General features: G+C 69.4%; 14 protein-coding genes and 3 tRNA genes. All 17 read right to left on the reverse strand.

Annotated elements, in window-relative coordinates; all coding sequences use genetic code 11:
* Positions 1 to 75 precede the first annotated feature (75 nt).
* The 17 genes from fusA to ACYQ02_RS10215 all read right to left on the reverse strand — a co-directional run bounded on the left by fusA (position 76) and on the right by ACYQ02_RS10215 (position 18,579).
* Positions 76 to 2,172 carry an elongation factor G gene (fusA, locus tag ACYQ02_RS10135; RefSeq protein ID WP_460040299.1) on the reverse strand — a complete coding sequence of 699 codons (2,097 nt, stop codon included), beginning with the start codon at positions 2,170 to 2,172 and terminating at the stop codon, positions 76 to 78.
* 66 nt (positions 2,173 to 2,238) lie between these two features.
* A complete protein-coding gene (rpsG, locus tag ACYQ02_RS10140) occupies positions 2,239 to 2,709 on the reverse strand; it encodes a 30S ribosomal protein S7 (RefSeq protein WP_460040300.1) in 471 nt (156 codons plus the stop codon).
* Positions 2,710 to 2,945: 236 nt separating this feature from the next.
* On the reverse strand, positions 2,946 to 3,320 hold the full coding sequence (gene rpsL, locus ACYQ02_RS10145) for a 30S ribosomal protein S12 (RefSeq protein WP_006902828.1): 375 nt from the start codon (positions 3,318 to 3,320) through the stop codon (positions 2,946 to 2,948).
* A 45-nt stretch (positions 3,321 to 3,365) separates the two neighbouring features.
* The gene (locus ACYQ02_RS10150) at positions 3,366 to 3,617 is read right to left on the reverse strand and encodes a ribosomal L7Ae/L30e/S12e/Gadd45 family protein (protein WP_460040301.1); all 252 of its coding nucleotides are present in this window, start codon (positions 3,615 to 3,617) and stop codon (positions 3,366 to 3,368) included.
* A 165-nt stretch (positions 3,618 to 3,782) separates the two neighbouring features.
* On the reverse strand, positions 3,783 to 7,583 hold the full coding sequence (gene rpoC, locus ACYQ02_RS10155) for a DNA-directed RNA polymerase subunit beta' (RefSeq protein ID WP_460040302.1): 3,801 nt from the start codon (positions 7,581 to 7,583) through the stop codon (positions 3,783 to 3,785).
* Positions 7,584 to 7,586: 3 nt separating this feature from the next.
* A complete protein-coding gene (gene rpoB / locus ACYQ02_RS10160; protein ID WP_460040303.1) occupies positions 7,587 to 11,291 on the reverse strand; it encodes a DNA-directed RNA polymerase subunit beta in 3,705 nt (1,234 codons plus the stop codon).
* A gap of 608 nt (positions 11,292 to 11,899) precedes the next feature.
* Positions 11,900 to 12,283, reverse strand: a complete 384-nt coding sequence (gene rplL / locus ACYQ02_RS10165) for a 50S ribosomal protein L7/L12 (RefSeq protein ID WP_460040304.1) — start codon at positions 12,281 to 12,283, stop codon at positions 11,900 to 11,902.
* A 121-nt stretch (positions 12,284 to 12,404) separates the two neighbouring features.
* Positions 12,405 to 12,932, reverse strand: a complete 528-nt coding sequence (rplJ, locus tag ACYQ02_RS10170; RefSeq protein ID WP_460040305.1) for a 50S ribosomal protein L10 — start codon at positions 12,930 to 12,932, stop codon at positions 12,405 to 12,407.
* A gap of 446 nt (positions 12,933 to 13,378) precedes the next feature.
* The gene (gene rplA, locus ACYQ02_RS10175) at positions 13,379 to 14,080 is read right to left on the reverse strand and encodes a 50S ribosomal protein L1 (RefSeq protein WP_460040306.1); all 702 of its coding nucleotides are present in this window, start codon (positions 14,078 to 14,080) and stop codon (positions 13,379 to 13,381) included.
* A 94-nt stretch (positions 14,081 to 14,174) separates the two neighbouring features.
* Positions 14,175 to 14,603, reverse strand: a complete 429-nt coding sequence (rplK, locus tag ACYQ02_RS10180; RefSeq protein WP_460040307.1) for a 50S ribosomal protein L11 — start codon at positions 14,601 to 14,603, stop codon at positions 14,175 to 14,177.
* A 126-nt stretch (positions 14,604 to 14,729) separates the two neighbouring features.
* Positions 14,730 to 15,422, reverse strand: coding sequence for a transcription termination/antitermination protein NusG (nusG, locus tag ACYQ02_RS10185; RefSeq protein ID WP_460040308.1), 693 nt, complete (start codon positions 15,420 to 15,422; stop codon positions 14,730 to 14,732).
* Positions 15,423 to 15,718: 296 nt separating this feature from the next.
* Positions 15,719 to 15,934 carry a preprotein translocase subunit SecE gene (gene secE / locus ACYQ02_RS10190; RefSeq protein ID WP_460040309.1) on the reverse strand — a complete coding sequence of 72 codons (216 nt, stop codon included), beginning with the start codon at positions 15,932 to 15,934 and terminating at the stop codon, positions 15,719 to 15,721.
* Positions 15,935 to 16,129: 195 nt separating this feature from the next.
* Positions 16,130 to 16,207 (reverse strand) — tRNA-Trp (locus tag ACYQ02_RS10195).
* A 238-nt stretch (positions 16,208 to 16,445) separates the two neighbouring features.
* Positions 16,446 to 16,595: a 50S ribosomal protein L33 gene (gene rpmG, locus ACYQ02_RS10200; RefSeq protein ID WP_013496682.1), complete on the reverse strand. Its 150-nt coding sequence runs from the start codon at positions 16,593 to 16,595 to the stop codon at positions 16,446 to 16,448.
* Between the two features lie 291 nt (positions 16,596 to 16,886).
* Positions 16,887 to 18,074, reverse strand: coding sequence for an elongation factor Tu (gene tuf, locus ACYQ02_RS10205; RefSeq protein WP_460040298.1), 1,188 nt, complete (start codon positions 18,072 to 18,074; stop codon positions 16,887 to 16,889).
* A gap of 325 nt (positions 18,075 to 18,399) precedes the next feature.
* Positions 18,400 to 18,472: transfer RNA gene (locus tag ACYQ02_RS10210), tRNA-Thr, on the reverse strand.
* Between the two features lie 30 nt (positions 18,473 to 18,502).
* Positions 18,503 to 18,579 (reverse strand) — tRNA-Met (locus ACYQ02_RS10215).
* Positions 18,580 to 18,583 lie beyond the last annotated feature (4 nt).

An 18,583-nucleotide genomic window follows, 5' to 3' on the forward strand; every position in this document is an offset into this window, starting at 1 on the left:
CGTGATCGCCTCCTTGCGCCTTGTTGTCCCCGCCGGGAGGCGGGGTTCGACCCCGATGACGCGGCCGCCGGGATCTCAGCGGGCCGCCCGCGCCCGGTCACCCCGGGCCTCCACGATCTGGTCCGCGATGTTGCGCGGCACCTGCTCATAGTGGCTGAACTGCATGGTGTAGGTGCCCCGCCCCTGGGTCTTGGACCGCAGGTCCGTGGCGTAGCCGAACATCTCCGCCAGCGGCACCAGGGCCCGGATCACCTGCAGGCCGCCGGTGTCGGGCTCCATGCCCTCGACCCGGCCCCGCCGGGCGTTGATGTCGCCGATGACGTCGCCCATGTAGGTCTCGGGCACCACGACCTCGACCTTCATGATGGGCTCCAGCAACACCAGGCCGGCTTGCAGGGCGGCGTTCCGGAAGCCCATGGAGCCCGCGATCTTGAAGGCCATCTCCGACGAGTCCACCTCGTGGTACGACCCGTCGACCAGGGAGACCCGCACGTCGAGCACCGGGTAACCGGCCAGGATGCCGTTTTGCATGGCCTCCCGGACGCCGGCTTCCACCGCCGGGATGTACTCCTTGGGCACCACGCCGCCCACGATCTTGTTGACGAACTCGAACCCGCCGCCCGGCTCCAGGGGCTCGATCTCCAGGACCACGTGGCCGTACTGGCCGCGGCCGCCGGTCTGGCGGATGTACTTGCCCTCGGCCCGGGCCGGCCGGGTGATGGTCTCCTTGTAGGCCACCTGGGGCTTGCCCACGTTGGCCTGCACCTTGAACTCCCGCATCAGGCGGTCGACGATGATCTCCAGGTGCAGCTCGCCCATGCCGGAGATGATGGTCTGGCCGGTCTCCTCGTCGGTGTGGACCCGGAAGGTCGGGTCCTCCTCCGCCAGCTTGTTGAGGGACTCGCCCAGCTTGTCCTGGTCCGCCTGGGTCTTGGGCTCGATGGCCACCGAGATCACCGGCTCGGGGAACTCCATGGACTCCAGCACGATGGGCGCGTTGGGGTCGCACAGGGTCTCGCCGGTGATGGTGTCCTTGAGGCCGACGGCGGCGGCGATGTCGCCGGTCCAGACCTCGTCCACCTCTTCCCGGTGGTTGGCGTGCATCCGCACGATGCGGCCGATGCGCTCCTGCCGGCCCTTGTTGCTGTTGTAGACGTAGCTGCCCGCCTTGAGATGACCCGAGTAGACCCGGAAGAAGGCCAGCTTGCCCACGTAGGGGTCGGTCATGATCTTGAAGACCAGCGCCGAGAAGGGCTCGTCATCGCTGACCTTGCGCTCGATCTCCTGGCCGGTCTTCGGGTCGGTGCCCCGCACCGCGGCGATGTCCAGGGGCGAGGGCAGGTAGTCCACCACGGCGTCCAGCAGCAGCTGCACGCCCTTGTTCCGGTACGCGGAACCGCAGAGCACCGGCACCAGCTGCAGGGTGACCGTACCCTTGCGCAGGGCGGCCCGGATCTCGTCGGTGGAGATGGACTCGCCCTCCAGGTACTTCATCATCAGTTCCTCGTCGACCTCGGCCACGGCCTCCAGCAGCTTCTCCCGGTACTCGGCCGCCTGCTCCTCCATCTCCGCCGGGATGGCCTCGGCCTCGTAACGGGTGCCCAGTTCATCCCGGTAGAAGATGGCCTTCATCTCCACCAGGTCGATGATGCCGCGGAAGTCGTCCTCTGCACCGATGGGCAGCTGAATGGCCACCGGGTTGGCGCCCAGCCGCTCCCGCATCTGGTCGAGGACCCGGTAGAAGTTGGCCCCCACCACGTCCATCTTGTTGACGAAGGCGATGCGCGGCACCCGGTACTTGTTGGCCTGGCGCCACACCGTCTCCGACTGGGGCTCCACGCCGCCGCGGGCAGCGAAGATGGCGATCACGCCGTCCAGGACGCGCAGCGAGCGCTCCACCTCGACGGTAAAGTCCACGTGGCCGGGCGTATCAATGATGTTGATCCGGTGGTCCCGCCAGAAGCAGGTGGTGGCGGCGGAGGTGATGGTGATGCCGCGCTCCTGCTCCTGCACCATCCAGTCCATGGTGGCGGCACCCTCGTGGACCTCGCCCATGCGGTGCACGCGTCCCGTGTAGTACAGGATGCGCTCCGTGGTCGTCGTCTTGCCCGCATCGATGTGGGCGGCGATCCCGATGTTGCGCGTGCGCTCCAAGGGGTACTCCCGGGGCATGTCGTCCCTCCTTCCTCCGCCGCGCCCGGTCGCCGGCAGCCGCCGGCGACCCGCCCGCAACCCTGCTTACCAGCGGTAGTGGGCGAAGGCGCGGTTGGCTTCGGCCATGCGATGGACCTCTTCCTTGCGCCGCACGGCGCCCCCCGTATTGTTGGCGGCGTCGATCAGCTCGTTGGCCAGGCGCTCCACCATGGTCCGCTCGTTGCGCTGGCGCGCATACTCGACGATCCAGCGCAGCGCCAGGGACAGGCGCCGCTCCGGCCGGACCTCCAGGGGCACCTGGTAGGTGGCGCCGCCCACGCGCCGGGGCCGGACCTCCAGGGTGGGCATGGCGTTGCGCACCGCCTGCTCGAACACCTCAAGGGGATCCCGGCCCGTCTTCGCGGCGACGCGCTCGAAGGCCTGGTAGACGATGCGCTGGGCCAGGCTCTTCTTCCCGTCCCACATCACCTTGTTGATGAGCCGGGCCACCCGCTCGCTGCCGTACACGGGATCCGGCTCCACCGGGCGCCGTGGCACCCTGCCTCGCCTGGGCATGCCCTTCCTCCCTCCACACTCGTCCTGCCCGCCGGCCACCCGGGCGGCCGCGCGGGCCTCGGGGCGACACCCCCGACACGCCACGACGCCCGCTCCGGGCGTAAAAAAGTCCTCGCCAGGTGCCTGGACGAACCCGCCCCGCGCCTGCAGGGCCACCGGCGGCGAGGATGCGCCCGGAAGCGAGCGCCCGCAGGAGTCGCTCGCTCCCCGCGAGCCCGTGGATGAGCCGACAGCCGTCAGGACTTGGGCCGCTTGGCCCCGTACTTGGACCGCCCCTGGCGGCGCTTCTCGACCCCGGCGGCATCCAGCGCGCCGCGGATGATCTGGTAGCGCACGCCCGGCAGGTCCTTGACGCGACCGCCGTGGACCAGCACCACCGAGTGCTCCTGGAGGTTGTGGCCCTCACCGGGGATGTAGGCCGTCACCTCGACGCCGTTGGTCAGGCGCACCCGGGCGATCTTCCGCAGGGCGGAATTGGGCTTCTTGGGCGTGGTCGTGCGCACCTGCAGGCAGACGCCGCGCTTCTGGGGATTGCCGCGCAGCGCCGGCGCCCCCGTCCGGCGGGTCACCCGCTCGCGCCCCTTGCGCACCAGCTGGTTGATCGTCGGCATCGGGCGTCACCTCCTTCCATCTGCGGCCGGGGGGCCGCCACCGCCTCAGTCCTCCAGGATGGCGGCGGAAGCGGCCCCGACCTTGATCCGGCAAGCGCTTCCCAGCTCGCGCATGCTGTCGACGTATTCCAGCGCGATGCCCCGGGCCTGGCATGCCTGCACCAGGTCGCGCACCACGTGGGCCTCCGCATCGCGGGCCACGTAGACCTGCAGCGCCTGGCCCTTCAAGACCGCCTTCAGGGTCTGCTTGGTGCCGACGGTGCGGCGCCGGGCCGCCCGCAGGCGTTCCAGGGACATGCTGGCTGGCCCTCCTTCGTGCGGCCGGCCATCGGCCGGGCCCGATTCATCAGGCCAAGACACACTAGGAAAGTGTAGCACCGGCCCTTTTTCAGTGTCAACGCGAGCCGGCCCGGGGTGGCCGCTGCCGGCCGCCGTTGCCGGCCTCCCGCAGGGGAGCGGCCGTCAGGACGACGGGCCGGCGTCGTCGCCCTCCCCGGCCGGCGGCATCCCGGCCTCGCCCTGCCCATCCAGGGCGCCGTCGGCGCCGCCGCCGTCGGCCGGCCAGCCATCGCCGGTTCCACCGGCGGCCGAGCCGGCTTCCTCCAGCAGGGCGGCCCCGTCGCCGCCGGCGGCCAGGGCCTGGGGCACCACGTGGCCGTTGACCGTCCCGTCCAGGGCCGGCTCGCCGGTCTCGGCCGCCCCGGCACCATCCTCGCCCAGGGCCCGGGCGGCCAGGGTCTCGCTGCGCCGCGCCTGGGCCATGACCTCCCGCTCGGTCTTGCCCTCCACCAGGATCTGCATGCGGCGGTAGCGGCTCATGCCGGTGCCGGCCGGGATCAACTTGCCGATGATGACGTTCTCCTTCAGGCCCAGCAGCGGGTCCGTCTTCCCCTTGATGGCCGCCTCGGTCAGGACCCGCGTGGTCTCCTGGAAGGAGGCCGCCGACAGGAAGGACTCGGTGGCCAGGGCCGCCTTGGTGATGCCCAGCAGGACCGGCCGCGCCACCGCGGGCCGCGCGCCCTCGGGCAGCTGGGCATTGGCCTCCTCGAGCTCGAACATGTCGACCAGGCCACCCGGCAGGAGGTCGGTGTCGCCCGCGTCCTCCACCTTCACCTTCCGCATCATCTGGCGGATGATGATCTCGATGTGCTTGTCGTTGATGTCCACGCCCTGCATCCGGTAGACCTTCTGCACTTCCTGCAGGAGGTAGAGCTGGACCGCCTGCACGCCCTTGACCTTGAGGATGTCGTGGGGGTTGATGGGCCCCTCGGTTAGCACGTCCCCGGGCTCGACCCGGTCGCCGTCCCGCACCAGCAGGCGGGCGCCAAAGGGCACGGTGTAGGCCTCCCAGCTGCCGTCGTCGGCGACCACCCGCACCTCCCGGCGCTGCTTGGTCTCCACCACCTTGACGGTGCCGCCGACCTCGGTCATCACCGCCTGGCCCTTGGGCTTGCGGGCCTCGAACAGCTCCTCCACCCGCGGCAGACCCTGGGTGATGTCCTCACCGGCCACGCCACCGGTGTGGAAGGTGCGCATGGTCAGCTGGGTGCCCGGCTCGCCGATGGACTGGGCGGCGATGGTGCCCACCGCCTCGCCGATGTTGACCATCTTGCCCGTCGCCAGGTCGCGGCCGTAGCAGCGGGCGCAGACGCCGTAGCGGGAACGGCAGGCCAGCACCGAGCGGATCTCCACCGACTCGACGCCCGCCTCCGCGATGGCCTGGGCCCGGTCCTCGTCGATCTCCTCGCCGGCGGCCACGAGGACCTCCCCGGTCTGGGGGTGCACCACGTCGCGGACGGCGATGCGGCCGACGATGCGGTCCTGCAGCGACTCGATGACCTCTTCCCCGTCGCGGATCTCCGACACCGTGATGCCCTGGTCGGTGCCGCAGTCCTCCTCCCGGACGATCACGTCCTGGGACACGTCGACCAGGCGCCGGGTGAGGTACCCGGAGTCGGCCGTGCGCAGGGCCGTATCGGCCAGGCCCTTGCGCGCCCCGTGGGTGGAGGTGAAGTACTCCAGGACCGTCAGGCCCTCACGGAAGTTGGCCCGCACCGGCTGCTCGATGATCCGGCCCGACGGGTCCGTCATCAGGCCGCGCATGCCCCCCAGCTGGGCGATCTGGGTCAGGTTCCCGCGGGCGCCGGAGATGGCCATCATGTAGACCGGGTTGAAGTAGTCCAGCACCCGGGTGAGCTCCTGGGTCACCTTGTCCTTCGTCTTGTTCCAGATGTCGATGATCTTCTGGTAGCGCTCCTCGGCGCTGATGAGACCGCGGCGGTACTGGCTCTCCACCTGCTCCACCTGGGCCTCGGCCTCGGCGATGTACTCCGCCTTGCGCTCGGGGATCTTCACGTCGCCGATGGCGATGGAGGCGCCGGCCTGGGTGGCGAAGTGGAAGCCCAGTTCCTTGATGGCGTCCAGCATCTCCACGGTCTTGGCGTACCCCAGGCGCCGGAAGCTCTCGGCCACGATGTCGCCCAGCTTCTTCTTGTCGACCAGCTCGTTGATGAACCGCAGCTCGACGGGCAGGGCCTCGTTGAAGATCACCCGGCCCACCGTGGTCTCGATCAGCCGGCGGCCCTCCGCCGTCTGCACCCGGGCCTTGATGCGGGCGTGGACCTCCACCTGCTTGAGCTGGTACGCCAGCAGCACCTCATCCGCCGAGCTGAAGATCCGGCCCTCCCCGCGGGCCCCCTCCCGCTCCAGGGTCAGGTAGAAGGAGCCCAGCACCATGTCCTGGGTGGGCGTGACCACGGGCTTGCCGTCCTTGGGGTTGAGCAGGTTGTGGATCGACATCATCAGCACCCGGGCCTCGGCCTGGGCCTCCGCCGACAGGGGCACGTGGACGGCCATCTGGTCGCCGTCGAAGTCGGCGTTGTAGGCTGTGCAGACCAGCGGGTGGATCTGGATGGCGCGCCCTTCGACCAGGACCGGCTCGAAGGCCTGGATGCCCAGGCGGTGGAGGGTCGGCGCCCGGTTCAACAGCACCGGGTGCTCCTTGATCACCTCTTCCAGCACGTCCCAGACCTCGTCCCGCACCCGCTCCACCATGCGCTTGGCGCTCTTGATGTTATGGGCGTAGCCCAGCTGGACCAGCCGCTTCATGACGAAGGGCTTGAACAGCTCCAGGGCCATCTCCTTGGGCAGGCCGCACTGGTGCATCTTCAGGCGCGGGCCGACGACGATGACGGAGCGGCCGGAGTAGTCGACCCGCTTGCCCAGCAGGTTCTGGCGGAAGCGGCCCTGCTTGCCCTTGAGCATGTCGGACAGGGACTTCAGGGGGCGGTTGCCCGGGCCCGTGACCGGACGGCCGCGCCGGCCGTTGTCGATCAGGGCGTCCACCGCCTCCTGCAGCATCCGCTTCTCGTTGCGCACGATGATATCGGGCGCACCCAAATCCAGCAGCCGCTTCAGGCGGTTGTTGCGGTTGATTACCCGGCGGTAGAGGTCGTTGAGGTCCGAGGTGGCGAAACGGCCGCCGTCCAACTGGACCATGGGTCGCAGATCGGGCGGGATCACCGGGATGGCCTCGAGGATCATCCAGGTGGGATCGTTGCCCGACTTGCGGAAGGCCTCGACGACCTCCAGCCGGCGCACCGCCCGCAGCCGCCGCTGGCCGCTGGAGTTGCGGATCTCCGCCCGCAGCTCCTCGGCCAGTTCGTCCAGGTCGATCCGCTCCAACAGCTCCTTGACGGCCTCCGCCCCCATGCCGGCGCGGAAGGCGTTGCCATACTTCTCCCGGGCCTCCCGGTACTCCGTCTCCGTCAGCAGCTGCTTCTCCATCAGCGCCGTCTCGCCGGGATCGATGACCACGTAGGAGGCGAAGTAGAGCACCCGCTCCAGGGCCCGCGGCGACATGTCCAGGAGCAGGCCGAGGCGGGAGGGGATGCCCTTGAAGTACCAGATGTGGCAGACGGGTGCGGCCAGCTCGATGTGGCCCATGCGCTCCCGCCGGACCTTGGCCTGGGTCACCTCGACGCCGCAGCGGTCGCAGACGATCCCCTTGTACCGGACGCGCTTGTACTTGCCGCAGTGGCACTCCCAGTCCTTCGTCGGGCCGAAGATGCGCTCGCAGAAGAGACCGTCCCGCTCCGGCTTGAGCGTCCGGTAGTTGATGGTCTCCGGCTTCTTCACCTCACCCTTGGACCACTCGCGGATCTTCTCGGGCGAGGCCAGGCTGATGCGGATGGCGTCGAAGTGGTTGACGTCCTGGGCAAGCCCGTCGCCGATGCGATCCTGGAAGCTCTCGATGGTCTTCATGCGTCACTCGCCCCCTCCGCTGGCCCGCAGGTCATCGTCGTCATCGCCGCCGGTGTGCGGCTCGTCGTCGGACGGGTCCATGCCGCCGCCCATCTCCCCGAACTCGAAGCCGGCATCCAGGTCGGCATCGTCGTAGGCGTCGGGGTTGTCGCCCCAGTCGCCGGCCTCGGCCTCCGCCGTCTCGTCGCCCTCCAGGCCGTCGTCGCCGGCGTCGTAATCGCCGTAGCCGTCCCCCTCGTCGTACGAACCGGCCTCCGCGGCCCGGCGGCCCGCGCGCACCCGGGCCCCGGCGCGGGCCAGGTCGCCCAGATCCAGGTCCAGGTCGCCGGCGGCATCCCGGACATCCTCATCTTCCCGCAAGACGATCTCGCGGTTGTCCTCGCTGAGGATCTTCACGTCCAGCCCCAGGCTCTGCATCTCCTTGATCAGGACCTTGAAGGACTCGGGCACCCCGGGCTCCGGCACGTTCTCGCCCTTGACGATGGCCTCGTAGGTCTTGACCCGGCCCACCACGTCGTCGGACTTGACGGTCAGCAGCTCCTGCAAGGTGTAGGCGGCGCCGTAGGCCTCCAGGGCCCACACCTCCATCTCGCCGAAGCGCTGGCCGCCGAACTGGGCCTTGCCGCCCAGGGGCTGCTGGGTGACCAGCGAGTAGGGCCCCGTGGACCGGGCGTGGATCTTGTCGTCGACCAGGTGGGCCAGCTTGAGCATGTAGACGTACCCCACCGTGACCTCGTTGTCGAAGGGCTCGCCGGTGCGACCGTCATAGAGCACGGTCTTGCCCGACTCGGGCAGGCCCGCCTTCCGCAGAAGCTCGCGGATGCTCTCCTCGTCGGTGCCGTCGAAGACGGGCGTCGCCACCCACAGCCCCAGGGCCTTGGCCGCCCACCCCAGATGGCACTCCAGGATCTGGCCGATGTTCATGCGCGAGGGCACGCCCAGGGGGTTGAGCACGATGTCCACCGGCGTGCCGTCGGGGAGGAAGGGCATGTCCTCCTCGGGCATGATGCGGGCGATGACACCCTTGTTGCCGTGGCGACCGGCCATCTTGTCGCCCTCAGAGATCTTGCGCTTCTGGGCCACGTACACCTGGACCAGCTGGTTGACGCCCGGCGCCAGCTCATCGCCGTTCTCCCGGGAGAACACCTTGACGTCGACGACGATGCCGCTCTCGCCGTGGGGCACCCGCAGGGAGGTGTCCCGCACCTCCCGGGCCTTCTCGCCGAAGATGGCGCGCAACAGCCGCTCCTCGGCGGTCAGCTCCGTCTCGCCCTTGGGCGTCACCTTGCCGACCAGGATGTCCCCGGCCCGGACCTCGGCGCCAATGCGGATGATGCCGCGTTCGTCCAGGTCGCGCAGCTGGTCCTCGCCCACGTTGGGGATGTCCCGGGTGATCTCCTCCGGCCCCAGCTTGGTGTCCCGCGCCTCGCACTCGTACTCCTCGATGTGGATCGAGGTGAAGACGTCGTCCCGCACCAGCCGCTCGCTGATCAGGATGGCGTCCTCGTAGTTGTAGCCCTCCCAGGGCATGAAGGCGACCAGCACGTTGCGCCCCAGGGCCAGCTCCCCGTGGTCGGTGGAAGGGCCGTCGGCCAGGACCTCCCCCTTCTCCACCCGCTGGCCCTTGCGCACCAGCGGCCGCTGGTTGAAGCACGTCCCCTGGTTGGAGCGCTCGAACTTCATCAGGGTGTAGGTGTCCCGGTGACCGTCATCGGTCTCGACCACGATCTCCCGGGCCGTGACCCGGCGCACCGTGCCGGGCCGGCGGGCGGTGATCACCACGCCGGAGTCCACGGCGGTGCGGTACTCGACGCCCGTGCCCACCAGGGGCGCCTCGGTCCGGATCAGCGGGACCGCCTGGCGCTGCATGTTGGCTCCCATCAGGGCCCGGTTGGCGTCGTCGTGCTCGAGGAACGGGATCAACGCCGTGGCGATGGAGAACACCTGCTTGGGCGAGACGTCCATGTAGTCGATCTCTTCGGGCGCGGCCAGGCGCACCTCGTCCCGGAAGCGGACGGCCACCCGCTTCTCCTTGAAGTAGCCGTTCTCATCCAGCTCGGCGTTGGCCTGGGCGATGACGCACTCGTCCTCCTCGTCGGCCGTCAGGTAGACCACGTCGTCGGTGACGCGGCCCTTCTCCACCCGCCGGTACGGGGTCTCGATGAACCCGTACTCGTTGACCCGGGCGTAGGTGGCCATGGCGCCGATGAGGCCGATGTTGGGACCTTCCGGCGTCTCGATGGGGCACATGCGCCCGTAGTGGGAGTGGTGCACGTCGCGGACGTCGAACCCGGCCCGCTCCCGGCTCAGGCCGCCCGGGCCCAGGGCCGAGAGGCGGCGCTTATGGGTGAGCTCGGAGAGCGGGTTCGTCTGGTCCATGAACTGGCTCAGCTGGCTGGAGCCGAAGAACTCCTTGACCGCCGCCACCACGGGCCGGATGTTGATCAGGGCCTGGGGCGTGATGGCGTCGGCGTCCTGGATGCTCATGCGCTCCTTGATGACCCGCTCCATGCGGGCCAAGCCGATGCGGAACTGGTTCTGCAGCAGCTCGCCCACGGAGCGCAGGCGGCGGTTGCCCAGGTGGTCGATGTCGTCGGTGGTGCCGACCCCGGCGAACAGGCCGAAGGCGTAGTTGACGATGGCGGCCACGTCCTCCCGGGTCAGGGTGCGCACGCTGGTGTCGGGCTGGCCGTTGCCCAGCACCACCACCTCGCGGTCCTCCGGCGTCCGCACCCGGACCCGCCGCACCCCCGCCGCCTGGACCCGCTGGGCCAGCTGGCGGTCAAAGCGCTGCCCGGCCTCCACGATCCGCTCGCCCGTCTGGGGGTCGATGACGTCCTCGGCGGCGTAGAGGCCGATCAGCCGGGCCCGCAGGTTGAGCTTCTTGTTCATCTTGTAGCGGCCCACGGTGGCCAGGTCGTAGCGCTTGGGGTCGAAGAACAGGTTGTCCAGCAGCTGGCGGGCGCTCTCGTCGGTGGGCGGCTCGCCGGGGCGGAGCCGCTTGTAGATCTCGATCAGCGCCTCGGCCTGGGAGTCCGTGTTGTCCTTGTCCAGGGTGGCGCGCACGTGCTCGTTGTCACCCAGCAGCTCCAGCAGCTCGGCGTCGGTCTGGTAGCCCAGGGCGCGCAACAGGACGGTGGCGGGCTGCTTGCGGGTGCGGTCGACCCGCACGTAGACGACCCCGCTGGCGTCGGACTCGAACTCCAGCCAGGCGCCGCGGTTGGGGATCACCGTGGCCGAGTAGAGCGGGTTGCCGTTGGCATCGTAGTCCACGCTGTAGTAGACGCCCGGCGAGCGGACGAGCTGGCTCACCACGACGCGCTCGGCGCCGTTGATCACGAAGGTGCCGTGCTCGGTCATGAGCGGGAAGTCGCCCATGAAGACCTCCTGCTCCTTGACCTCGCCCGTTTCCTTATTAATAAGGCGCACCCGGACCCGCATGGGCGCGGCGTAGGTCACATCCCGGTCCTTGCACTCCTGGACGGAATACTTGGGCTCGCCCAGGGAGTAGTCGACGAATTCCAGCACCAGGTTGCCCGTGAAGTCCTGGATCGGCGAGATGTCCTGGAAGGTCTCCTTCAACCCCTCGTTGAGGAACCAGCGGTAAGAGTTCAGCTGCACCTCGATCAGATTGGGCAGGTCCAGGACCTCGTGGATGCGCCCGAAGCTGAGCCGCTCCCGCTTCCCGCTCTTGACCACGTGCGGCATGCCTTCACACCCCTTCGGCACAGGATCCGCCGTCGTTCCGCCTTCCGCCCCTACCGCCGGGCGCGGCAGGCCGTATCCCTCTCCCGTGGCCCAGTGCCGGGCCACACGCTTCCGGCCAACGGCCCCGCCACCGGTCCGGGCCTCGCCATCGGCCAGCCGGCCGGCCATGCGGCCGGTGGCTCATCCCTTCCTCCTGCCGCGCTCGGGCGGACCATCCCCTGAAGGATCACCGAGGTGACGAGATCGCCACAAGCATGGAGTCCACTTGCAGGAACTATGCGTCGCGGCGCCGAACCTCCCAACCGAGGACGGCACCCTTCCGCTGGGGGCTCCGGGAAACCTCCCGGGGCTGGTGGGTCTTGCGCGCATGGTCACCTGCCACTGACGGCAACCAACAACAGTGGCAAGGTATTATGCTAGCGCAAGGCCATGGCCTTGTCAACGCGACCAGCCCGTCCCAGGTGCCGGGAAAGGGGCGGGCGCCCTGCGACGATAAGCCCGACGATGAACCCAAGGGCCGGCAAGGCGGCACAAAGAGGGCCCCATCCACCGGATGGGGCCCTGTTCGTGCCGTCGCCCTGCCGCCGTCAAGAACGCCGAGAACGGGGTTACTGGATCTCCACCGTGGCGCCGGCCTCGGCCAGCTTGGCCTTGATCTGCTCGGCCTCTTCCTTGGACGCGCCCTCCTTGATCGGCTTGGGGGCGTTGTCCACCAGGTCCTTGGCCTCCTTCAGACCCAGGCCGGTCAGCTCGCGGACGACCTTGATGACCTGGATCTTGTTGGCGCCGACGTCCTTGAGGATGACGTTGAACTCCGTCTTCTCCTCCTCCGCCGCCGGCGCGGCTGCACCCGCGGCCGCCGCCGGAGCCGCCACCGCCACCGGCGCGGCGGCCGAGACGCCGAACTCCTCTTCGAACTTCTTGACGAGCTCCGCCAGCTCCAGCACCGTCATGCCCTTGACGATGTCCAGCACTTCCTGAACCTTGGACACCGCGATCCCTCCCGATGTTGTTACGGTTCTAGTTGATTGTTGACGAGGGTGTTACCGGCTGGCCCTCCGGTCCGGACCCGCCGCGCCCGCCCTGGGGCGGCCGCCGGGCCGCTTCCCACGCTCAGGCCTCCGCCTCCCGCTGGCGCCGCAGGGCATCCACGGCGTAGACGAAGGACCGCAGGGTCGCCGCCAGGACGCCGACGAACCCGTACAGGGGCGCCTGCATGCCGCCCATCACCTTGGCCAGCAGTTCGTCGCGGGACGGCAGGTCGGCCAGCCGCTGGACCTCCTTGGCACCGATGACCCGGCCCTCCAGCAGGCCGCCCTTGATCTGCAGCTGGTTGAACTCCTTGGCAAACCGGGCGATCTCCTTGGCCGCGACGACGGGGTCGTCGAACCCGAAGGCCAGGGCCGTCGGCCCCTCCAGCAGGGCGTCCAGTCCTTCGATCCCCGCCTGCTCGGCGGCCCGCCGGATCAGGGTGTTCTTGATCACCCGGTACTCCACGCCCTGGCTGCGCAGGCGCCGGCGCAGCTCGGTGGTGGCGGCCACGTTGAGCCCGCGGAAGTCGGTGAGGATGACGCCCTGGGCCCGCTGCAGCTTGCCCGCCAGGTCTTCCACCAGCGCCTCCTTCTCGGCCCTGTTGAGCAAGGTGTCACCCCCTTCCGGCACCGCCGCCGGGCACGCCGGGAACGAAAAACCCCGGCGACTCCCGCCGGGGTACGGTTGCAACATCACAGGGGAGCGGCCGGTTCCACCTCCCCGGCGGCGCCTTCAGCGCCCTCGCCGCCGGACACCGGCCCCTCGACTGGATGTGACCGTTACCTCGGCAGGCGGGCCCGACGGCCCTTTAAGCTCGAGCACCTGCTGTCTGCGGTAACGCCAACGCGGTGCTGTGGATCCAAAGAGAGATAACCAGATCGTCCGCTTCAAGGCAAGGGCTCCGCAACCAACCTAAGGGCTCCGGCCCTGCCCGCCCTGGGATGGAGGAACCCGCCGCCGGATCCGCCACCGCCCCACCGCGGCCGCGCCCCACCATGACACGGCGGGGCGCGGCGAGCCAGCTACCGACCCGCCCGCGGGACCCGGCCGACCCTTCAGGCGACCTGCCCCACGGCCGTCGGCCGGATCCGGATCCCCGGTCCCATGGTCGACGAGACCGTCACCGACCGGATGTACTGGCCCTTGGCCGCCGCCGGCCGGGCCCGGACCACCGCGTCGATCAGGGCGTCCAGGTTCTCCTTGAGCTGTTCCACGGTGAAGGAGACCTTGCCGATGGGCACGTGGACGTTGCCGGCCTTGTCGGTACGGAACTCGACCTTACCGGCCTTGAACTCCTTGACGGCATCGGCCACGTCGAAGGTGACGGTCCCCGTCTTGGGATTGGGCATGAGGCCGCGCGGGCCGAGGATGCGCCCGAGCCGGCCAACCACGCCCATCATGTCCGGGGTAGCGATGGCCACGTCGAAGTCGAGCCAGCCCTGCTGGATCCGTTCGGCCAGTTCCTCGGCGCCGACCACGTCCGCGCCGGCGGCCTCGGCGGCCTTGGCGGGCTCGCCCTTGGCGAAGACCAGCACCCGGACGGGCCGCCCGGTGCCGTGGGGCAGGGTGACGGTGCCGCGCACCACCTGGTCGGCGTGGCGCGGGTCGACACCCAGCCGCAGGGCCACCTCCACCGTCTCGTCGAAGCGCGCCGACGCCAGTTCCTTCACCTTGGCCAGCGCCTCTTCGGGCTCATACAGGCGCTGCCGCTCCACCTGGGCGACGGCGGCGCGGTACCGCTTACCATGCCGCGGCATGTCGCATCGACCTCCGTGGTGCGGACGACGGCCCGCAGGCCGTCTCCCACAGGATGAGGAGATGGGACTTGTTAACGTGCTCCCAGCCCGCCGATCAGGCCTCGACGACCTCGATGCCCATGCTGCGGGCCGTTCCCTCGATCAGGCGCATGGCCGCCTCGATGTCGGCGGCGTTCAGGTCGGGCATCTTGAGCTCGGCGATCTCCCGGATCTGCTTCCGGGTCACCCGGCCCACCTTGGTCTTGTTGGGCGCACCCGACCCCTTCTCCACCCCCGCCGCCCGGGCCAGCAGGATCGACGCCGGGGGCGTCTTGGTGATGAAGGTGAAGGACCGGTCCTGATAGACGGTGATCTCGACCGGGATGATCAGGCCGACCTGGTCCTTCGTCCGCTCGTTGAACTCCTTGGTGAAGGCCATGATGTTGACGCCGTGCTGGCCCAGGGCAGGCCCGACCGGCGGCGCCGGCGTCGCCTTGCCGGCCGGGATCTGCAGCTTGATCTTGCCGATGACCTTCTTGGCCACGTCGCCTCTCCTCCCGCTGCCGCGGCGTCGCCCGCCACCGGCCCCGCGGCGGTCCGGATCGGGGCCCCGGAACCGCCGCCAGCCCCGCAGCCGGCGCCCGTACCGACGCCCGCGGTCACTGCACCATTAAAGCTTCTCGACCTGGGTGAAGTCCAGCTCCACCGGGGTTTCCCGGCCAAACATGGAGACCAGGACCCGCAGCTTGCCCTTCTGGTGGTCGATGGTCTCCACCTGCCCGATGAACCCCTCGAAGGGCCCATCGGCCACCTTGACCGACTCGCCCACCTCGAAGCGGATGAGGGGACGGGGCTCGTCCACACCCATCTGCCGGCGGATCTGCTCCACCTCCGACGGCAAGAGGGGGGTCGGCTTGTTGCCCGCCCCGACGAAACCGGTGACCCCCGGCGTGTTGCGCACCACGTACCACGAGTCGTCGGTCATGATCATCTCGACCAGGACGTACCCGGGGAAGACCTTGCGCTGGACGGTCCGCCGCTTGCCATCCTTGACCTCGATGGCCTCCTCGGTCGGGACCAGGACCTCGAAGATCTTGTCCTGCATGCCCATGGTGCGGACGCGCTTCTCGATGTTGGCCTTGACCTTGTTCTCGTACCCCGAGTAGGTGTGGATCACATACCACTGCCGGCGCGGATCGCGGGCGGAGGACTCCCCCTCCTCCCGCTCCCCACGACCGCCCTCCGGGGCGTCCAGGCCCCCTCCGGCGCCGGCCTCCCCTGCGTCGGCGCGCTCCACGGGATGTCCCGCCCCTCCGGCCACCGGTTCATCCGGGACGAATTCGGTCTGCCGCTCTCGTGCCATGGTTCGGGTTCCCCTGCGGAACCCGTCACCCCCTTCGCCACCAGCCGGCTCGCTGGGGACCTCGGCGGACCCGCCGGCGCCCGGCGCGCCTCACCGGGGCCGGCCCCCGGCCACGTTGCCGGGCGTATCGTCAGGCGCCAACCGCAACGCCCCGCCGATCCCGTCGCGCAACGCCTCAACGGCACGGCTCCGTGACGTCTTTCGTGACGTCGCGCCGATGCCGCGCGCACCACCTCGACGCCCCGACCCGGCACCAGGCCGTGGTTGGGCGGTGGGGCGGGCCGCCCGCCGGCCCATCAGCCGGGCAGGACCAGCTCGATCGCCTCGCGGATGACCAGGTCGGTCAACCAGATCAATGCAGCCAGGAAGGCGACGGTGCCCAGCACCACCGCCGTATAGGTCACCGTCTGCTGGCGGTTGGGCCACACCACCCGGCGCAGCTCGGCCACGGTCTGGCGGAAGAACCGGACCACCCGGTCCCCCGCCCCGCGCACGGACGACCGCTTGCTCACCGCTGCATCCCTTCCCGCCGTCCCGGCCACCCGGCTGCCCGTCGCCGGCGGGACGGCTGATCCACGCTGCCGCGCCATAGGCACCGTCACCTCACGAGGGCAAAAAAAGAAAGCCCCAGCCATGTTGAGTTTTGCAATCCACGACCCCGATCCCATGCATGCGGGCCTTTCGGCTGCAGGGACGGGAAGGAAAGATGGCAGGCCCGGAGGGATTCGAACCCCCAACCTGCGGATTTGGAGTCCGCCGCTCTAACCAGTTCGAGCTACGGGCCTGCGAAACCCACCAAACTTCCAAACGGCTGCCGCACGGCTTGAAGACCGCCCAGCGCGTTGAGCGCTTCAATTATAACCGGCTGCCGGCCGCCGGTCAATCACATCGCCAGTCCCAGGGGCTGGGAGCGGGCGGAGTCACACGGGATCGCGCACGATCCCCTCGCCCCCCCCGCGATCTCCCCGACAGCCCGATACCCTGCGATCCCGACGGGCACCCCGCACGGGCCCGAGTCCCGGGTCAGCGGGTCTCGCGGTGGACGGTGTGCCGCCCGCACCACTTGCAGTACTTGCGCAGTTCCAGGCGCGCGGTGTGGGTGCGCTTGTTCTTGGTCGTCGCGTAGTTGCGCCGCTTGCACTCGCTGCACTCCAGGTTGATCACGACGCGCATGTTCTTCGCCTCCCTGACGGCCGGCCCACGGCCCGTGATTGACGGCCCGTACCCCACGAACCCCGTCGTCTTGCCGGTGTCCCGCCTGATCCGGGCCGCCCAGCGCAACCGGCCACCGCCGGCGTCACCGGCCGCGGCCGCCCGGAAGACGGGCCCGGGACCGGTTCCCGGCCGTTGCCCAAGTGAATTTAGCACGGGGCCGGGCGCCTGTCAAAGACGGCCGGTCCCAACGGCGGAGGCCGGCGGTCGAACCCGCCGGCCTCCCCTGGGCGTTCCCCACCGGACGCCCCTTTACTCCAGGATCTTGGTGACGACGCCGGCGCCGACGGTGCGGCCGCCCTCCCGGATGGCGAACCGCAGCCCTTCCTCGATGGCGATCGGGGTGATCAGCTCCACCGTCATCTCGATGTTATCCCCGGGCATGCACATCTCCACGCCCTCCGGCAGCTTGATCTCCCCCGTCACGTCCGTCGTCCGGAAGTAGAACTGCGGCCGGTACCCGTTGAAGAACGGCGTGTGCCGCCCGCCCTCTTCCTTCTTCAGCACGTACACGTTCCCCACGAACTTCTTGTGCGGGTTGATCGACCCCGGCTTCGCCAGCACCTGCCCCCGCTCCACCTCGTCCTTGTCGATCCCCCGCAACAGGCACCCGATGTTGTCCCCCGCCACCGCCTCGTCCAGCACCTTCCGGAACATCTCCACGCCCGTCACAACCGTCTTCCGCGGCTTGTCGGTGAAGCCCACCAGCTCCACCTCGTCGCCCACCTTCACCCGGCCGCGCTCCACGCGCCCCGTCGCCACCGTGCCGCGCCCCGTGATCGAGAACACGTCCTCCACCGGCATCAGGAACGGCTTATCCACGTCCCGCTGCGGCGTCGGCACGTACTCGTCCACCGCCTTCATCAAATCCAAAATCGCCTGCTCCGCCGCCGGGTCCCCTTCCAGCGCCTTCAAAGCCGACCCCTTGATCACCGGCACCTCATCGCCCGGAAAGTCGTACTGGCTCAGCAGCTCCCGAACCTCCAGCTCCACCAGTTCCAACAGCTCCGGGTCGTCCACCATGTCCACCTTGTTCAAAAACACCACGATGTACGGCACGCCCACCTGCCGCGCCAGCAGAATGTGCTCCCGCGTCTGCGGCATCGGCCCGTCCGCCGCGCTCACCACCAGGATCGCCCCGTCCATCTGCGCCGCGCCCGTGATCATGTTCTTCACGTAGTCCGCGTGCCCCGGGCAATCCACGTGGGCGTAGTGCCGCGCGTCCGTCTCGTACTCCACGTGCGCCGTCGCGATCGTGATCCCGCGCTCCCGCTCCTCCGGCGCCTTGTCGATCTGATCGTAGGCCACAAACTGCGCCTTCCCCTGCTTGGACAGCACCTTCGTGATCGCCGCCGTCAGCGTCGTCTTCCCGTGGTCCACGTGCCCGATGGTCCCCACGTTCACGTGCGGCTTCGTCCGCTCGAACTTGGCCTTGGCCATGGGGCCACACCCTCCCGATCTCCACGGAGATTGCAGGCATTCGCCCAAAATAGCGGCTCTATTGTACTGAACTGGATGGGGTGGGACAAGCGGACGCGCGGCCCTGGGCCGACAAGCGGACGCGCAGGCCCGGGGCACCCGTTGCGGGGGGCGCCCTTTGCGGATGGACTGCGGGTGGGGCACCCGCCCTGCGGGGATGGGCTGGCGGGCGATCCAAGCCGCGGGCCGGTCAAGCCGCCCCGCCGCCTTGAAGAAACCTCCCTGAAGAAACAAGGAGAAACAAGGGGCGGCCTCCGCCTCTGGCGGAGACCGCCCCTTCGCCGTGAGCTGCCGGGCGGAATCGAACCGCCGACACCAGCCTTACCATGGCTGTGCTCTACCGACTGAGCTACGGCAGCCCGGGGCCGCTTCCAGGCCCAAAGCTGAAATGGTTGCGGGGGTGGGATTTGAACCCACGACCTCCGGGTTATGAGCCCGACGAGCTACCTGGCTGCTCTACCCCGCGTCGT

The organism is Thermaerobacter litoralis (assembly GCF_054654595.1).